Source organism: Brakhagea baltica (assembly GCF_052161605.1).
Classification (GTDB): Bacteria; Planctomycetota; Planctomycetia; order Pirellulales; family Pirellulaceae; genus JBKCUI01.
The window spans coordinates 2,431,434-2,450,112 of record NZ_CP197409.1; the positions used below are offsets into that span (position 1 = coordinate 2,431,434).

Below are 18,679 nucleotides of genomic sequence, written 5' to 3' on the forward strand. Positions count from 1 at the left end.
GGAATACGAGAACGATTTCATGCCTCCGCAACTCCCAAATCGTTCGAAGTGTGAGAGGCGATTCGGAACGGAGATCTTGGTTTTTACATGTTGTAACGGAATCCACGAACTCCGAACAGTGTAAGCCCGACGTCAATCACTCGATCGAATCCCCGATGTTCAAGTAGCTCGCCCAGTAAAGCGGCAACTCACCCGAAAGAATTTCTGCTGCACCAACCTCCTTAGGCCCCCTGACCTCTCTCGCCACGCTCAGCTCCTCGGCCCACAAACTCGCGACCGCCCGTTGCCAGGCTTCGCTCCAAACGACGGTCCCGCCGTAGTCTCGCATGGCATCAGCTAAAATGACCATACTTTCGCCACCTACAGCCCAGCGTGAAACCAGCATTTGCTCCGTCCCTTGGGCTGCCAGCGACAACGAAAGCCGTCGCCATGCGTCCCCGGTGGAGCTAATCGCATCTGGCCGAAACTCTGCCCCCATCAACCAAAAATGCTTAGGAGCCCCCCACGGCAACTGATTCCAGCTCGCGAGGGCGCTTTCATTCATAGCCGTATCGATCCCCAGAACGATATTGTTAGGATCGCTCCAAGAGGTCTTCAATAGCGAGATCATCACCGGCGTCACCGTCTTCAGCAGTCGAGAGGGAATCGCAGTTTGCACCCCGACAGTGTCAACGATACTCACTCCTGCCATGCTACCAACTCGGCTGGCGACCGTTTTCTGAGCATCAGGTTTGGATGCTAAAAAGCTCGGGGTCTGAAGTACAGTGCCCCTTTCCTGCGACGGCTTGGACTGCATCAAAAGTGTGGCGGAGCCCAAGGTTGGAAGGTAGACAATGGGGTGATTCGCGATAGCTGGCGTTTTGCCTGTCGGCGTCGCTTCGAGCAACAACTCAAACGGAAACAACCAAAGCTCATCGTCAGGTATTACAACCCAACGCGCAGAAGCGGTCAACTGCTCCCATTGAACGTCAGGAATAAGCACCTTTCGGAAACTTTCCAAGTCGGACTCCAATGCAGAACCAATCGTTGGCTCCCCATCTTGAATCGATTTTGAAATCCCTTGTAGCTTGGCACGCCAGTTGGCTTCTTGGCCAACGCTCCACGCTGTCCACTTTCCACCGACTCTCATCAAGGCTTTGATCGACTGCTCACTTGCAGCGAACAACAGTATGGCGTCGTCCTCTCGAAGCACGGAATCCAGTTTCGGCAAATCCAATCGCGGCGGAAAGCTCGTTGGAATGTACAATGGGCTGACAGCATGTCCCCACAACAGTGCTTCCTGAACCGTGGCCAGCTTCTTCGTGGTTTCCCATTTCTTGCCATCTTCACTTGTCCAGCGGCGCGTATCGAGCTTGTTAGGTGAGGCAAAGTTGTCGACTAGTCCGCGCATCTGGACTGCATTCTGGCTGGCGTTCCCTAGTTGACGCTGAAAAGCCAACACATTGCTCTTAACAGGCTCAGCGAATCTTTCTGCAGAGATGTTGACGATGTGGCGAAACTCCAGAAGCCGGCCATTTAGAACGCTCTCTTGTCGGAATCGCTCGGAAAACAGCAAGTCAATCACCGCAACCTTCGCTTCTTCGTCGTTACCAGTTATCGTCCTTTGTACGAGCAAATTGAGTGGATCCGATTTGTCTGCAATGAGAAAAGCCAATTGCTCCTGAATATGCGTTCTCCAGCTTCCTGCCGCGTCAGCTTGAAGCAACCGACTCAGAATCCCCAGGCCTGCTTCGTCCGTTACGATCCCCTGGTCCATTAACCTCGTTAGCAGCCGGGTCTGATATAGGATGGGGCTGCCGACATCCAGGTTAGAATCCCCGACAAACGGGATTAAACTCTCCTCGAGCTTTTGCAATCCTACCGCGTAATCCCCCTCCATGAGGGATTGACGCGCCGCAGCGTAGTCAACGACTGCCTCCATTTTTGGTAGGAGCACTTGCTTGGGCAGCAACATGGTGGTGGCAACCGAAGATTGCCTCTTCATCGTCGCGACATCTGCCCGTAGAGCCAATTGCCGTACCAACTCCACTTGGCAACGGATGGCGACTAAACGACTGCGATCCGTTCCATACTTGCTCATCTGCTGCAACGTTCTCGCGACCGCATTCTGATCAAGATCGGAATGAATCACACATTTTGACCACAACTCAATCGCTTCTTCCCAGTGCATCATTTGCTCTGCCTGGGCGGCGACCAAAGAAGCCTCCAACGCAAAGCCTTGAGCCGACTTCAAATCGTTGTTCGCAATCGCCAAATCGCATAACGACAACAGAGCGACCGCTGAAAGCCCGTAGTCTTGCCCTGCTGGCAGCGAAACCACCCCTTTGATCGTGGTAGAAGCTCCCGCTGATGCTTCAAATGGCAACTTTGCTAGCGACTGGCAGAGTGAAAGCGATGTCTTTAGCGTATCGCTCAGAGTCACATCTGGAGGAACGACAAACGCCTGGGGCAGGGCAGGGGAGAGGGGGTTCAACGAGGCCAACTCGCCTAACAAATAAGTGCGCCGACGAAGCGCAATCGATTGACAACGAATTATTTCGATCGCATCCACTGGGACCATTCTTGGGGACGTACCCGCTGGAGGCGTTGTCAGTTCGAGCAATAGTTCGCTGCCACCTAGAGGTATCTGCGCCAGTTCCGTTGGATTCCAGAAATCCGCTCCGCGACGGTTCTCTCCACCCCAGTTGATTTCTCGCGATCGCATCTCCGCTTTCCCGGTTGGCTTTACGCTTAGCATCGAAGTCCATTTGGAACACTGCGTGGAAATCGCTAAGGCTGCGTCATACTGTTCCATCGCCAAACCAATGCGTCCCTGAGCCCAAAAGCATTCGCCCAACATCACGAGCGGAGGAATGCTATCTATTCCTCGCTGGTTCTTGGACGTGCGTGACTTTTGCAATGCGGCATCAAATCCGATGATCGCTTGCTCGGTCTGCCCGTCCTCGAGTAGATCCAGCGCGTTGTAGTACTCCACTCTCACCAAGTTTGCGCCGACTCGCTCCCCTTTTGGCTTAATCTTGGGAGCCTGAGCAGGGCAGGGCAGGGGGGGTGCGCAAAGCACGGCAATTATGGCTAGCATTACTGCTGATAACTTAGCAGGCCATTTCGCCGAACAAATACCTGAGTGCCGGGGCAGGGCAGGGGAGAGGTTGCTCATAAAATTCTCATTCAACAGGGATTCAAGAAATGCGAGCACTTATTATGACCAACAAAGCGGCACGAAGACAGCGGATTCAACGGCACAACCTCTACACTTTATCTCAAGTGATCAAACGAAAACTCCGATAATCTCCACCAGTGTTCGGCCTCGTGAGATTTGCGATAGGCTGTTTTCTTGGGATATTTCACGATTGCCCATGAGTTAACACAGTTCCACGTCAGTGTTTTTCGAGCTGCGGAGTGACCAGGAAAATGTCAAAAAAGAATCTCGGCCTTAAGCTGTCTTTAGCCGTTGCAAGTGTGGGAATGATGGCATTGAGCACTGGCTGCCAAGTTCACGTGGCCGGCCAGACACTTCCCAGTGCTTACTACCTGGAAGACGATGTCCAGTACTTCCCAGCTGGCCCGGAAAACAAACTCGCTAACGAAACTGCCGCATTAAAGGCGTCTCGCGAAGAGTACAAGGCTCGCCAAGCGGCTGGCGGTCGCTAGTCTCTAGTAGCCAATTGAAGAGTTCGTCAATTACTTCGCATGGGCATCGCCCTGCACTGAGCAAAATCGTTTATCCGCATGGGCATCGCCCTGCGCCGAGTAAAATCGTTTAACCGCATGGGCATCGCCCTGCGCTGAGTAAAATCGTTTAACCTCTATGAAAAACGGATAACGTCAAGTAGTCGTGAACGATTTTTTTCGCGGAAATGCTCAGTGTTGTTCCATTCGGTAATCCCCTTCCTCTATCCGAGCATCTCCCAGTTATGGGATAGCCCATTTGGCTGTTTTCGAAAGAGGGAAAGGCTGCCCCATCCGCAGACGAGCCCCATGTTGATTGTGGCCCAGGTTAAACTCGAGCTCACCTTTCCCCGAAGATCACTGAATGTCTTACTGAATTTTTCCTTGATTAAATCGTTACGCTTACTAACTTAAAAAACGCCTGGTGAAACGGAGTGTGGCTCTGCTGGGAAGCAACCTCACAAGGGATAATCAGGTCAGGGCGGGGGAATCTCGTCGAGCCTGAGGAGCTTTCTTCAGGCTCTTTTTCTTGGGTGACGGCTCGGATTTAGATGAGATTCTATCGACCCTGCCATCCCTTAAAAAATCCATGTTCGGAGTGAAGTCCGCTCTCCAAAGGTGAAACAACTTTCGCACCCAACGATTGGCCACAGCAGCCACGGCCACGTTGCGGTGTTTGCCCTGCGAGATCAGCGAGTAGGCCAGCTTTTGCCAGGACTCGTCATAGCGAATCAGACGGTGTGCTAACTCGATCAACAAGCAACGCAAGTCTGGATTACCGGCGCGGATTAAACCCGCATCGGCTTGCCTAGCACCACTGCTGGCATTGCGAGGTGTCACACCACAGAAACGGGCCAACTGCTTTCCTGTCAAGAAGCGGTCGACACGGCCAATCTCAGCCCTCAACGTCACAGCTGTGATTAGTCCAACCCCTTTGAGCTTAAGAAGCTCGACAATCACAGGATCGTCTTTGGTTTGTTCGGAGATTTGCGCCTCGGTCGCTCCGATGCGTTCGGTCAAGGAATTGAGCTCTATCAGGTGGTCTTTGAGCACCCATTTGTCCGAAGGACTCAGTGAGGCTCCTTGTTGTAGCCACGCCAACCAAGGCTTGCTCCAAGCCGTAACAGGCTCTGGACACTTAACGCGATTCTCGCGTAACAAGCCACGGATGCGTAGCTTGGTTTCAGTGCGTCGTTTGACTAATTGGCCACGGTGCCGCACCAGTCGGCGCAGTTCACGCAGATAGCTGGGAGCTAGCCAAACCTTGGGCAGGTAGTTGACGCGTGATAGATCGGCAAGCATTTGTGCATCACCGAAATCGGTTTTGTCAGGAGAGCGTTTCATGCGGTTAACGTAACCGGGATGGGCTAACTGAACGGGCAGGTTGTATTGCGTTACCAGCTCGTCGGCTAAGTTCGCAGCTCCGCAACACGCTTCCACACCAATGCGAAGAGGGGTACCGAACTGGGTAAGGGTACTAAAAATCAGAGGTGTAGAATTGGCGACCGAGCGGTTGAGAAGTTTCTTGCCATCCTGGTCCAGAACGCAGACTTGCACGGAATCTTGATGGTAATCTAACCCGGCGAACACAGGAATTTGCGGGAAATCTAGAATTTGCGACATGATGGAACTTTCAGGGATTTGGGATAGAATGGAAGCAACTTGCTGCACCACAAGGATTATGGGCTAACTGCTCGATTGTAATTCGAGGTGCAGCAAGTTGCTTTTTCATACCTATCCGCATGGGCATCGCCCTGCGCTGAGTAAAATCGTTTAACCGCATGGGCATCGCCCTGCGCTGAGGTCTCTCGAACCCGCTCAAGCATCGATCTCTTCGAGGACTTGAAAGCCCCAGGGTTGTAAGTCGACGAGCAGCCCTGGATTGAAAAGCTCTCCGCGATGTATCTCTCGGCGATCACCCAGAAACCAATCTCGCAAAACAACCTCGCTGACAAAAGTGCGATCAATCGAAACACGCACTCGCGCCGAAGCTGGCAAATCCGAGAAGTTGACAGCCACGATCAAATGCCGCCCATCGGCACCTCGCCAGCGAAAACATATAACCCGGACGTACGACTCATCTGCCGGCCACGCGGGCTTTGCATCTAGCAGCAACCATTTGCCCTGGCGAAAAAAATCTTCCTTCAGCAAGTCTAACAAACGCTCGTAAAAGGATTGAATACTCGGCTGCACTTCTTCTTTAGGCCGACGGATCAGATGTGGTGAAATCTTGACCCGCCTTCCCTCGAGTTGCCCCTCATAAAAAAACTTCATGCCCGGAGCAAGATAGTTCACCACAGCAGCAGCTTTGTGCCTCGCTTCACTCATGGTCGCACAAGCTCGCTTTTCATCATGATTTTCTAGAAAACGAGCCAAGCGTTCTTGATAGTCGAGCTCAGCTAGCAGATGCAACCTGACGGTCTCCGCCCCTTCGTAAAGGACTCGATCGTACATTCGTTTGTCATAGCAGTAATCGAATCCAAGCTGCTGTAGATCCCATTCGCGATCCCAATAGACCTCCGCCAAAAAGCAAAACCCGGGATACTTGGCTTTGGTTTTTTTAATATTTTCTTCCCAGAAGGGCAGGGCAGGGGGGCCCCAAGTTCTTTGAAATACATCGGGTAGGATCAACATCGCCACATCGCATCGCACGCCATCACATAGCTCCGCAATGCGTTCCAGCTCGCGAGACATTAGCTCAATGGTTTTGGGATTCGAATAATCCAGTTGCGCCGTATCCGGCCAGCCATCGAAGTGCGGATCCCTGCCATGCGCGAGTATCTTACCCGTGTAAGCCGTGTAGAAATTCAATGGCTCCGAACGCAATTGCTCGGCAGAGCCGGACACAAAACACTCAGGATGCGACTCGATCCAAGGATGATCGATCGCCATGTGGTTAGGAACAAAGTCAAGCATCAGTCGGAGGTTGCGATCCCTCAGCCGCTTTCGAAACCGAGCTAAAGCAGCGTCACCGCCAAGCTTCTCATGCGTTCGATAGTCCACAATGGCAAAGCACGATCCCTGAATGTCGTCATCCTTCAGATCGGGCAAGGCGGATTCATTCTCGTGACGCCACGCTCGGTTAGATCTCGACACTTCTCGGGCGGCAACACCTGTTTGCCACACGCCAAGCATCCAAATCCACTCAAATCCCTTGGCCTGCCAACTATCGAGGATATCGTCCGGTATGTCGTCCAAGCCAGCTGGCTTACCAAGCTGTGCGGACAACTCCGTCAATAGAGCGCGTGTATTTATTTGATAAAGCGTAGTACTTCGCATGATCGAATCAGGTTGGAGGAAGAAGTCTATCGCCTATTGTAGTCGCTATTTTGCAGAGCTAACGCCGAAACATTTGTAGCGTATGCTCCTGAAAAGTCTGGAGCCACTTCGCCGCTGAATCAGGGTTTGCGACTTGATAACCAAAGTACCCCATCAACCCTTCGTCGCTATACGCTAACCCCATCAGCGTCATAAGCAAAGCGTAAATAAACAAGTTAGCCGGCAGCCGATTCCCCCAGAATTTGAGAGCTGTCCCAAAGCTGTGTTTGTAGCGATAACGCCCGCGTCGAAACTCAACAGACCAGATTTCATCCAGCAAAATGTGAGACATAAAGCCCACGAATACCGCCACAGCCTTGAAGAGCCGCAAGCTCACATTATCACAGGACGAAGCTAGAAATGCGACGATAGAGACGGACAGGGCCGCAGGCAGGCTATGCCACATTCCTCTATGGACCGTGTAACGCCGGAACATCTCGGCGACGACAAAGCGAAGCAAAAAATAGACGATAATGGTAGAAACCACCATGACTTCATGACTAAGCCCCATCCGACGAAATCGCTCTACCATCAGCATCGGAATGATAGCACAGGAGAACGCGACGGCCTCCCTGAGAGGAATCCCCGAATCGCTGTCCAGATCAGGCAACATGCCACTGACGCTGCACAATGCACAACCGATGATGCAGCTTTCTATTGGCATTCCGGACTGATACCCGCCAAGCCCATACAAAGCACCAGCAATGGTACTTACGGTCATGTGTGTTCTGAAATCAGCCATCCCAGGAACCTCGTTCGCTAAGCAAATTATTTTTCTTCCGGCATCGCTTTAAGAGCATCTTTCGTGCAGGCCGTAACCGGATCCGCCTGCGCCGCCACAAACTGTCTCTCGCGGCAGTCATACCAAAATCCTTCTCTGCAACGAAAGGTGAACCCTCGATCTTTACCCCGATCAAGCTAGGTTGCTATAGTCCAATGAGAGATACCTGAATCCTTGCGGGGATAGCTATCGCACCACTAACAATGCTAGCAAAATGCAGACTTACGATATTTTGATGCTGATTGTATTAGCCGGCGCCACGATCTTTGGTGGCATCAAGGGCTTTGCATGGCAAGTTGCCTCGGTCGCTTCGATCGTAGCGAGCTATTTCGTTGCGTATACCTTTCGCAATGATGTGGCCAAGATGATCAACGCCGATCCGCCCTGGAATCTTTTTCTAGCGATGCTCCTTTTGTACTTCGGATCGAGCTTTGCTATCTGGATGGTGTTTCGTTTTGTAAGCTCGTCAATCGACAAAGTAAAGTTACGGGAGTTCGACCGTCACTTGGGCGCAGGCTTTGGTTTTCTCAAGGGAGTTCTCCTCTGCCTCATCATCACTATGTTTGCCATGTCGCTACTCGGACCGAATCAACAACAACGGATTGCAAACTCCAGAAGCGGCTTCTATATCAGCAAGCTCCTTGCGAACGCTGGTGGCATTTTGCCGGGAGAGATCAAGCAAGTGGTTGGGCCCTACATCGACAATTTCGAACAACGTTTACAACAAGGCCAATCAGGCCAGATTCCACCGGGCGAGCTGGTCACCACCCCCGGCAGCGAGCCCAGGGCAGGGCAGGGGGGGCTGCTAGAAAATCTGGGGCGCTTCGCTGACCAGCAAGGATTTACCAACTCTTTTGGTGGTTTCACCCAACAACCAATCCAGCCCTCGAGCGGACTCCCGAGCAGCGGGGCAGGGGGGCAATCAACGGGCAACGCATGGGAATTCGGAGGTGGCAATTTTAATCCTCCTAACCAAGGCTGGGGCCAATCTCCTTACCAGCCGGGCATCAACCCCGGCACCCCCAATCCAAATATCCCCAACCCAAACATGAACAGCGGAGCAGGGGGGGGATGGCCGATCCTTCCTCAGTAAGGCAGCTATAGGCTCGCATACGCAACGAAGGTGCCGAGCCAATGCTCCCCTTCGTAGTGACCGCTGAAGACATACTGCAAGCCGGCCTGTAAATGCTCGCGATACGAATCCTCGAGCAACTTTTTTCGAGGATCTCCCGAAGGCAACCGATTCGCAATCCCTCGCATGCACCACGCTCGCGACAGATTCAAACCGGCGAGGTGCACCAGCTTGCCATCAGTAACATCGCTCACCTCCACAGGCACGAGCAGCCGACAATCACTACCCTTCTTTAGGTCCGGCAAGAACTCAGAAAGCCATGCAGCAAACTCAGCTTGGGGCAATATGCGAGCCATCAAATCGGCTTCGTTGAGCGAGGGAGAGAAAAAGTCTTCCCCCGAAGGCTCAAAGCTGGTGTTGTAACGAGAGTCACTTCCGTAGTACTCGATCGCACGCTTTTCAATAAGATCCACAAGCTCTTTGTCGCTCACAATTTTGGCATAGTCGTAAATCTGCCCGAGAGCAAAAGCTGTATCGGGATGGACACCGGTACGGATGGGATAGCTAAGGCGAGGCAAGTAGCCCTTGGTAAGCTCCACGATCTTTTGCTCAAGAGGAACGACCGCCGCACGCCACTTCTTGGCTTGTGAATCCTCAAAATTGTGCAACTCGGCCACCAGCGTTAAAAACCATGCCCATCCGTACATTCTCTCAAACGATTTGTTGTCATGTCGCCCAAAGTACTCCGCCTCAGCGGTCAGATTCTCGAGAGTCAGGCTTCGGCCAAGGATCTCGCGAGACGCTTCCGCGCGCGAGTGCTCCGGATTGGTTTTGAGAAGCCGAACCAACATCCAATGTCCATGAACACTGCTATGCCAATCAAAGCATCCATAGAAAGCGGGGTGCATCTGCTTGGGGCTGAGAACATCTTGCTCGCCGGTCATCACATTGGACGGTTTGTTCGGATATTCACGCTCGATACCGGACAAGGCAAGCTCAGCAAGCTGTGCAGCTTGCTCATTCTCAATCGACTGCGCAAAGCTCACGGGGCAAGCGAGGATTAGCAAGCCGGCAAGGCTTAGGGAAAAACGGAACCAAATCGAATACATAAAAGGGACTCAATCTTCGGGGACGAAACACAGGACCAGCATATCTTACCCGAACCGCAGAGAATCCGTCAGCATTTTGGAACCCCAATCATCAGCAGAGCAGGGGACTGCCGCCGGCAAAAGCCCTGTGCGGCAGCATCCGGATCGGCACTCCGAGGAGCGAAGATCATAAAACTGAGCACCGCGCTCTGAGCGAACAAGAGGGCACCGATCCTGCCATCCCACTCTGAATGAACAAGCACGAACCTGGGTGGAACGCTCCGAGGAACGAAGGGCGTGCTGCCGTCAACTCGCCCGCCGCACACAGATCTGCCCCCACCATCGCGCAGCGATGCCAATAGTAGCGGAACGGGCGCCAGCCCTCCGGTAGGGCTCTCGGACTTTCGCCGCCCATCAACTCCGTCAAGCAACTTCCCCTTCCCATCATTTGGTTTCGCGTCGCCGCAGGCGACTCCCGGCCTCGCTAAGCATTGCATCATTGCCCACCACCCGACGCCCCATGCCGTCACGCCCCCATAGGCCAAAGCAAACCCAGCCCCAAAACCCCAGAACACAACGTCCGATAATGTTGATTATGTTCGGTTTGAGATGCGGTTTTACCAAGGATTTTAGAGGTTCCTGGGAAAGCCAGGGTTCCGCCCGCAGCGTGACGACTGGTCTGCCGCCAGCTTTGAGGGCCGACCGAAATGCCATTCACCGCCAATCAAAGACGAACTCGAAAGCCAGGGTTCCGCCAGACAGCTAAAAGCGAGGCCGGCCCGCAGCACGGCTCAAACGACAGCATGCAAAAAAAGTCCCAAGGTGACGGCCCGTATCTGAGCTGGATCGATCAAGAGGGGGTTGATCTAAAGACTAAAGACTTCTCCCTGTGCCATTGCGGTCGGTAGTGGCCGGGGGAAGCAGGGAGCTTTAACAAGATCCACTACGGCGTGCCCCCCCTGCCCTCACAACTACTCACGCCCCCTACCCTAAACCTCTCGCCTCGGTTCGTCTCCGCCTGCCCAGCCGAACGGCCAGGCTTGACGAAGCAGTGGAAGCCGAGGTACGCCGGGAGGTTGTCGATCGCATCCAGACACTCCCGTTCGCAGGGATCAGGCACGAGCTGCCACGCCCTCGCCCCCAACTGTGCACAGACTACTCAACACGAAAAGCTCCGTCCATCGGCATGCTCCTGCTCATCAGCAAACTCCCGGCAACACGCCACAAAACACCCGCGGAGAACAGTCCACGAAACCGCAATAATCACACCCACAGATAATTCCCGGGCAACTTGCCCAAACGGAAGATTTTAAAAGCGATCGACTGCCGAAGGATCTCATCACAAAGAATCTTGAGATCAAGACCCGAGCGATCCACTCCAAAGAGAGCAGGGCGGTCAAAACCATCGCTATAAGACAACCTCCATCAACACATCCCACAGATGCCCAAGGGGAGCGCCCAACAAGCCCTGGAACGGCTCCTGGCTGAGGGGCTGTCGAAAGATGTATGTCGAAAAATACCGTATGCATCTTTCGACACACATCTTTCGACAGTTGCATCCTGAATCTGCGCAAAGCTTCCCATCTGCCCCCCTGCCCTGCACTTCGCGCCGGCCGCCCCCTGCTCCACCGCGAGATGGCAGTGTGCTCAATGAGATCAGCTATCTTGTCCAATCGAGCCTAGTTGGTGATCACCACGCCTCTTGTAGCCTGAGTCCCATCCTCTAGTTGCTCTAGATAAGTCCCCATCCGTCGGAACTTTTCGTATCGATCCGTAGCCAACTCGTCAGGAGACATGGCTTGCAACTCAGACAACGTGCGGGTCAAGTAGCTCTTTAGCCTTGAAGCGGTCAAGTAATGATCCCGATGAGCTCCACCCAGCGGCTCTTCGATAACGTCGTCTACCACACCCAGCCTGGACAAATGCGAGGAGGTAAACCGCAAAGCATCAGCCGCTTTCGGCGCGAACTGATGGCTCTTCCACAGAATCCCCGCGCATCCCTCTGGACTAATGACCGAGTAGTACGCGTATTGAAGCATTGCAATCCTGTTTCCGACTCCAATTCCCAACGCCCCACCGGAGCCCCCTTCGCCGATAACCACGCAAATGATGGGCACTCGCATCTGGCTCATCAAGAACATGCTCTCAGCGATCACTTGAGCTTGCCCTCGCTCCTCAGCTCCGACCCCTGGATATGCACCCGGCGTATCGATAAAGCAGATAATCGGCAGGTTATATTTCTCGGCCATTTTCATTTTCGCCATCGCTTTTCGATAGCCTTCAGGATGAGCGCATCCAAAATGACAAGCGGTACGCTCTTTGTAGGTTCGCCCCTTTTGGTGACCAACGACCATGACTTTCTGACGCCCAAGTTTGGCAAACCCCGTGAGCATGGCACGATCATCGCCAAAGAATCGATCCCCGTGGAGCTCAATGAATTCGTCAAATGCGAGATTGAGATAATCTCGCGTGTAGGGGCGGTCTTTGTGACGAGACACTTGAACGATTTGCCAAGGGCTTAGCGATGCATAAATGCCTCGAGTCGTCTCGGTCCACTGCCGGCGCAGCGCGTTGATCTTTTCCTCTTCCTCAGGGGTATGGCTCGCATTCTGCTCCAAATGCCTAAGCTGCATTTCAAGGTCATGCATCGGCTGTTCAAATTCGAATCCAGGAGGAGGTGCGTCCATCATTTTTTTATGCTTAAACTAAAAAGTAGATTGAGATCAAGTAAACCAAAACAGCTGGCTAAGTCGGTGCCTCGATGCGTCCACCGCCAGTAAAGTCGTCGAAGATGTTGATATCTGGAATGCGAGGTGGCTTCTTAAAAATCGGAGTCGCCCGAATGTTCTTTAAGACATCCCACATGCTGTCGGGCCGATCCTCCGGCTTCTTTGCCATGAGTCGCTTTAGCAAGTTATTAAAATCGGGTGAGACATTATCGTTATTTACCAACACCGAAGGGATCTGAGCCGAAAGGTGCTTGCTAAGAAGCTCATTAGGACTAACACCGGTGAAGGGGGGCTTGCCGACCAACAACTCATAGATCATGCACCCGAGCGAGTAAATGTCGCTGCGTCCATCCAGTCTTTGACCTCGAATTTGCTCGGGGGACATATACGATCGCGTCCCTTCGACTTTGCTTCCGCCTCCAAAGAATCGGCCGATACCCGTCTTGACCTTCTTGGCGATTGTAAAGTCGATCAACTTCACCAGCCAATCTCTTCCCAGCAGCAAGTTGTCCGGCTTAACGTCGCAGTGCACATATCCTTTGCTGTGAAAGTAATACAACGCTTCGACACTCTGCTCGACAATCGATTGCATTTTAAAAGCAATCGGCTCAGGGCCACGTCGCAACGCTTGCTTCAAGTTCATTTCACTAAACAGTTCGAGAACCAAAAAATGAAAGCCTGACTCGACGCGATACTCGACCAGCTTGATGATATTTTTGTGGTTCAGCGTGCAAGCAATTTCGTACTCATGCTTGAGGAAGCCAATCTCCTCTTTGTTGCCCAGCTGCTCAGGACGGATAACCTTGAGCGCATAGCGGTTCCCATCATCCTTGACTGCCTCCCAAACTTGGCACGTACTGCCGAGCCGAATCAAGCGTGTCAGCCGATAAGGACCTAAAAAATCTCGCGATTTCGACATCAATCCGCCTTGAATGACAAGCGGACCGTTGCCCCCCTGCCCTGCCCTGAAAAGTACCTAAAAGTCGTAAAAACCGAGGTAATGCCGGTTTGAAGATCCTCAAGCCTAGCAACACCATCCAGGTAGTACTATAAGCAAAATCCCCCCAGGCGGAAAGGTTTATCTGAGGCCTATCTCGACCGCAGAAGGTACGCGAGCAGGTCAGCCATTGCCTGTTTATCAAGCTGGTTTTCTAGCCCTTCTGGCATGAGCGAGGTCCGCGAGCTTCTCATTTCGACAATCTCCGAACGGCTAACCGTGTCTCGAAAACCTCCTCCACGAGTCAGAGTTACGCTGTCCGACGTTTCCGATTCCAGCATGCCGGTCAGGGTCCTGTCATCGCTCGTTAGGATGTTGTAGCTCAAGTACATCGGGTTAACCTCCTTGTTCGGATCCAGCACATGCTCCAAAATCGCCTCCGCACCGCGATACCGAAAGGCTGCCAAGCTGGGACCAATTTCGTAGCCCGTGCCGTCGAGTTGGTGGCAGGCAGAACAGGCCTTCAAAAAGTGCTTTTTCCCTTCTACATGATCCCCAACCAAAGCAAGCGATTCGCGGTAGTCATCGATAACTGCCACGCGATCCTGCCTGTTGACAGAAAGCCCCCCTGCGACCAAGTACCTTACCCGTTGACTGGGATGATTCTGTAAAGCCAACCGCTGGGAAGCCGAAAACTCCTCCCAAGCCAAATCTCCTTGCTTGACTCTCTCCAACAAAATGCTGAGCCACTCCTCTCGCCGGATGAGCATGTCAATCACGCGAGACCGCACCTGTGGAGAAAGCACGCGTACCTGATCCAGCGTCCCGGTAGCGACCAACTCGTTTTGGTACCGCCCCAAAAACTCCAGTGCAGCCATTTGCAACTCGAGCGGACTCGAGGGAAACAACGACAGACATTGCCTAATGACCTCTCCCTCCTCGGCCCATCTCATCTCCTTTAACGCTTCCAGCCGTTCGGCAATCGGACGGTCGGAGTCAAGAAGCACTTGCACGGATCGCTGTATCAACATCTGACTCTGCCGAAGCAGTTCGGGATAGCTCTTTAATAAGTTTGCATCGTATCGAAATCGCTCTGCCAGCCCCATGAGCACCCCTGACATTACAGCTTCGTCAGAAAGCGTGATCTGCTCGGAACCACCCTCGATGGAAAGCCCCCCTGCCCTGCCCCATTCTTTGTCCAGGGCTGTTAACGCATCTTCCATAGCTACGCGAGCAAAACAATACCCCAACAACTCCCACGACTTTGCGGACGCTTTTCCGTCCTCTCGTTTATTGCTTCCCCCCTGCCCCGCCCCGCGAGCCAGCATTCGTTCGCTCAAGTACTCCTTCATGAACGCTTCTGCCACCGATCCAACTAGATTCCCAACAGCAGCCCTATTCGCATCCCTGTTTGCCGAAGCGTGAAACGACATCGCATCGCTCGACACACTTGTAAGCAGTTCGCGGATCGACTCCGACCGAGCAGAAGAATCGTCAGCAGTCTCTGGAAGCAAGCTCATCGTCAAAGCCAACTGAAATCGGACTCGTTCATCCGAATCACTTGCTAGACGATACAGTTCCTGCCGAACCGTAAGGTTGCCTTTCGCAGGCGCCTCGAGTAATCGTATCGAAGCGATTCGAACCTCCGGGTCTCTATGCATGAGCCAAACATCGAGCTGGGCAGGAATCCGCCCCGCACCTGCCAACAAACTCAAGCGATCCAGCCCCCCTGCCCTGCCCTCTTCCGAAAGTGGAAATGCCTCAACGGCGTTGAGGACTAGCTCCCTCGCTGCCGCATCAGATGAGCCAGAGAGTTTTTGGTGGAGTAATCGGCGCGCCGTTTCACGATGCCATCCGTTGGGATGGTCTAAAGTCTCCACCAGCCTCTCCAACGAATAGGCACTCAAATCATGGCTGTATTGCACCGATCGGCCGGCTTGCCGCACGCGATAGATACGCCCCTTGTCGCGTCCACTCGTTAAATCAATGTGCTGCTTAATGGAAGCCGGCAATGATTGGGGATGCTCAACGACTTCGCGATAGAAGTCAAGAATATAGAGACAACCGTCCGGCCCATTCTCGATTTGCACCGGGCGAAACCATACATCAGAGGATGCGATAAACTCCGATTCCGCATCGATACGATCCCCTTGCCAGCCGATACCGCTACGAGAGAGTCTCTTGCGATGCACCAGATTGCTTCCCACATCGGCAACAAAGACTTGCCCATACAAGTCAGGCATTTGATCTCCTCGGTATACCATAACACCAGTTGCACCGGTGAAGTAGCCGCTCGCTCGTCCGCCCCCTTCCAACAATCCGGGAGCAACTCCCGACAAACGTAAATTCGTGCGGAGAATTCGCCACGGCTCGACATCGCTTAACCGGAACACCTCGGCTTGCGGGCCGTCGGTCGCGATGCTTCGTCTCGCTGGTGGCAAAGGAATCAGTTTGTTGCTGGCTTCGTAACGTTGCTCATAGAAATATTCCTGGAGATTATCGCTGTTGTGACAAGTAAACCGATTGCTATACACATCGAACGCCATCCCATGCTGCCCTCCACCAAACTCGGAACGCAGATCGAGCCTGACCGGATCGAAGGAAAAGTCGCGACCATTAACTGCTAAAGGTTCAACATCTAGCTGCGCCGAAGTCTGGATCGATCCGCCAGAGACACTGGTCTGACCATAAATCCGATTGTCCAATCCCCAGCGAAAGCTGTTTACCAAGCCTTGTACGTTTCCTCGCCCAAAACCCGTAAAGATGGTCTTTTTGACATCCGCGACACCGTCACCGTTGGAATCCTTCAAGAAAAGAATATCAGGTGCTGCCGCCACAAAAACACCTTGTTCAAAGCAAATGATGGCTGTCGGCCAGGACAAACCTGACGCGAACACCGTACTGGTTTCGTAGAAACCGTCACCGTCTTCGTCCTCCAGTAGCTTGATAACCCCCAAGCTTTCTGTGGCTTGCTCGGAGTAATCGATCATCTCTACCACATACATGCGTGATCGCTCGTCGAAAGTGATTGCAACAGGATCAACCACTTGAGGCTCGCACGCGACTAGCTCGAGCTCGTAGCCAGGCTTGAGCACCGTTTTCTTCATGGAATCCATCGCTGACAAAGGGGGGATTCTTGGCAGTTCGCTCGCGAAAACAACTTGGTCGGGAGCGGTTTGCCCCCCCTGCCCTGCCCCGCCGAGCCCCTGACCGGTGGACACGTTAGCAACGCCCAGACAGAAAACAAAACTAGTTACGAATCGCAAGAATGTGTCGTGGAATATCATGAGTCGTCATAACTTCGGTCGGTGGGATCCACACAAATTGGAGTGTGCACCTCTATTCTACGACAGAACTGGGATGCAATTCGGCTTTCGCGCGGGGAGCCGGCCGAAAAAGTGGGGTAAACTACAAACGCCCCGATTGGTGACTTTTTGGGCCTGGGTTATTGGTTAGAAAGCTCGATGCCATCGAACCTTTGTCGACTGCCATTCCGTGGAAATCTTTTGTTAGGCACACGAACGAAAACCGAACCGCCATGTCAGAAATGCTCCCACGTTCCGTTTCCTTCCTCAAAGCAACCGCAATCGGGGGGCTCGTTTTTCTACTACCTATCGTGGCTGTCGCTTTCGTTCTCAGCTACGTGTTTCAGGTAGCGCAGCAAACGTATAAAGCAATCGACCCTTTGCTTCCCGATTTTTTTCATTCGAGCTTTGGTGTTGCGGTGCTCTTTTTAGGGGGCGTTGCAGGGGTTGTCGTCGCATGCTTCGCCTCAGGCCTTGTCGCAACCAGATCGATCGCCAGAGAAGGCAATCAATGGATCGAAAACAATCTTCTAAAGGTATTTCCCAAATATGCGATTTATAAGGAATTGCTTGCGGGCACGCTCAGCGGTGACCTGCATTCTCCCACGATGAAGCCGGTCTACATCGAGCATCAGGGCTATCTGCGGCTCGCATTTGAGACCAATCGTCAATCAGATGGCAGGGTTACTGTCTATATGCCCGGTTCGCCAGACCCTTGGAACGGATTCTTGGCTCTCGTACTTGCCGATCAGGTTAAATCGGCGGGTCTTTCCTTTGCCGAAGCGGTCAGTCAGTTGGAACAGATGGGGCGTGTCACTAATTCTTCTTTCGAGGAACAGCAATGCGATCAACCTTCGGACTCATCTCGTCATTCAACTGGCGGTAACGGTTGATCACTGCTGGTTTCGTTACAACAGGCGGCGGTTCTACCACGACTCGCACGTCGTCATCGTGCGGAGTCGGCAGCAATTTTGGCCGCGGGGCAACACCGTCGACCGTGCTGATTCTCAGCGGGTTGGCCATCTCACCGGAGGACAAACGCACACCGTTCATGCGATCTCGTTTGCCTCTCCAACTCGCATCATCTTTGAATGGGTCGATCAATACGTCAGGGATCTCGTCCTGAGCTTCAGGCAAGGCCGGTGGAAGTATTGGAGTCGAGAGCTCGCGAGGTCGGGTTTCAAAGTCATCGGAAGGAGTCGGAATCAAATTTGGACGATCGCCGACGGAATTTCCGTGATTGCTGGGGAGTGGAACGGGTGGAGACAGAGGCCTCGAAAGTCGGCTATCCGTAGATTGTGGCGTGCTTGTCTCCAAAGGTGGAACCTGGGGAGCAGGTGCAACAACTGGTTTTTCCATCCGAGGTGCCGCACCCGGCTGGTCACTCAGCTTTCCTAATGCCTGAAGATCCTGAGGCTTGTCCGGGAACATCGGTGCACCCTCGTGGCCCCCATTCGAGCCCCCCTGCCCTGCCCTGTCATTCCGTGTGGAGTTCTCGGTTGTAAAGGGTTGGCCAAATGTCGCACCCTGCCTGCGTGATATTGTGTCGGACACACCGAATGGGACACTAGGTCCGCAACCACAAGCCGGAATGCCAGCTCCTCGACTATAACCAAGGGATTCGCACCCAGAAGTCGCCGCACCCGCAGCGTGATGGTTCGCTCCCCCAACGGAGCAGCAAGCACAAGAGCTATTCCCCGACGCTTCGTATTCGATCTGGTCGCCGATTTGATCGAGCCGGCGGAGAATCTTTTCCGCGAAAGAAAGTGAGCGTGGACGA

The 18,679-nt window shown here is 53.2% G+C and carries 13 protein-coding genes; 3 read left to right on the plus strand and 10 right to left on the minus strand.

Annotated elements, in window-relative coordinates; genetic code table 11:
- Nucleotides 1-136 precede the first annotated feature (136 nt).
- Nucleotides 137-3,079, minus strand: a complete 2,943-nt coding sequence (locus SH449x_RS08915; protein WP_482380989.1) for a CHAT domain-containing protein — start codon at nt 3,077-3,079, stop codon at nt 137-139.
- A gap of 332 nt (nt 3,080-3,411) precedes the next feature.
- Here SH449x_RS08915 and SH449x_RS08920 point away from each other — a divergent pair, with 332 nt between their 5' ends.
- The gene (locus SH449x_RS08920) at nt 3,412-3,651 is read left to right on the plus strand and encodes a hypothetical protein (protein WP_482380990.1); all 240 of its coding nucleotides are present in this window, start codon (nt 3,412-3,414) and stop codon (nt 3,649-3,651) included.
- A gap of 489 nt (nt 3,652-4,140) precedes the next feature.
- Here SH449x_RS08920 and SH449x_RS08925 read toward each other — a convergent pair whose 3' ends face one another.
- The 3 genes from SH449x_RS08925 to SH449x_RS08935 form a co-directional block, all read right to left on the minus strand.
- Nucleotides 4,141-5,292, minus strand: a complete 1,152-nt coding sequence (locus SH449x_RS08925; RefSeq protein WP_482378499.1) for an IS110 family RNA-guided transposase — start codon at nt 5,290-5,292, stop codon at nt 4,141-4,143.
- A gap of 195 nt (nt 5,293-5,487) precedes the next feature.
- Nucleotides 5,488-6,948, minus strand: a complete 1,461-nt coding sequence (locus tag SH449x_RS08930) for an alpha-amylase family glycosyl hydrolase (RefSeq protein ID WP_482380991.1) — start codon at nt 6,946-6,948, stop codon at nt 5,488-5,490.
- A 58-nt stretch (nt 6,949-7,006) separates the two neighbouring features.
- On the minus strand, nt 7,007-7,729 hold the full coding sequence (locus tag SH449x_RS08935; protein WP_482380992.1) for a metal-dependent hydrolase: 723 nt from the start codon (nt 7,727-7,729) through the stop codon (nt 7,007-7,009).
- 253 nt (nt 7,730-7,982) lie between these two features.
- Between SH449x_RS08935 and SH449x_RS08940 the strand changes: the two genes are divergently transcribed.
- A complete protein-coding gene (locus tag SH449x_RS08940) occupies nt 7,983-8,861 on the plus strand; it encodes a CvpA family protein (RefSeq protein ID WP_482380993.1) in 879 nt (292 codons plus the stop codon).
- Between the two features lie 5 nt (nt 8,862-8,866).
- On the opposite strand, the gene SH449x_RS08945 is transcribed toward SH449x_RS08940, so the two are convergent.
- The 5 genes from SH449x_RS08945 to SH449x_RS08965 form a co-directional block, all read right to left on the minus strand.
- Nucleotides 8,867-9,949: a DUF2891 domain-containing protein gene (locus SH449x_RS08945; RefSeq protein ID WP_482380994.1), complete on the minus strand. Its 1,083-nt coding sequence runs from the start codon at nt 9,947-9,949 to the stop codon at nt 8,867-8,869.
- 423 nt (nt 9,950-10,372) lie between these two features.
- Entirely contained in the window at nt 10,373-10,642 is a 270-nt protein-coding gene (locus SH449x_RS08950) for a hypothetical protein (protein WP_482380995.1), read from the minus strand.
- 965 nt (nt 10,643-11,607) lie between these two features.
- On the minus strand, nt 11,608-12,618 hold the full coding sequence (locus SH449x_RS08955; RefSeq protein WP_482380996.1) for an acetyl-CoA carboxylase carboxyltransferase subunit alpha: 1,011 nt from the start codon (nt 12,616-12,618) through the stop codon (nt 11,608-11,610).
- A 55-nt stretch (nt 12,619-12,673) separates the two neighbouring features.
- Nucleotides 12,674-13,576, minus strand: coding sequence for a serine/threonine-protein kinase (locus SH449x_RS08960; protein WP_482380997.1), 903 nt, complete (start codon nt 13,574-13,576; stop codon nt 12,674-12,676).
- Nucleotides 13,577-13,746: 170 nt separating this feature from the next.
- Complete coding sequence (locus SH449x_RS08965) at nt 13,747-16,881, minus strand: PVC-type heme-binding CxxCH protein (protein ID WP_482380998.1); 3,135 nt, start codon at nt 16,879-16,881, stop codon at nt 13,747-13,749.
- A 251-nt stretch (nt 16,882-17,132) separates the two neighbouring features.
- Here SH449x_RS08965 and SH449x_RS08970 point away from each other — a divergent pair, with 251 nt between their 5' ends.
- On the plus strand, nt 17,133-17,792 hold the full coding sequence (locus tag SH449x_RS08970) for a DUF502 domain-containing protein (RefSeq protein ID WP_482380999.1): 660 nt from the start codon (nt 17,133-17,135) through the stop codon (nt 17,790-17,792).
- Here the strand turns inward: SH449x_RS08970 and SH449x_RS08975 are convergent.
- The gene (locus SH449x_RS08975; protein ID WP_482381000.1) at nt 17,716-18,330 is read right to left on the minus strand and encodes a hypothetical protein; all 615 of its coding nucleotides are present in this window, start codon (nt 18,328-18,330) and stop codon (nt 17,716-17,718) included. The genes SH449x_RS08970 and SH449x_RS08975 overlap by 77 nt on opposite strands.
- Between the last annotated feature and the right edge of the window lie 349 nt (nt 18,331-18,679).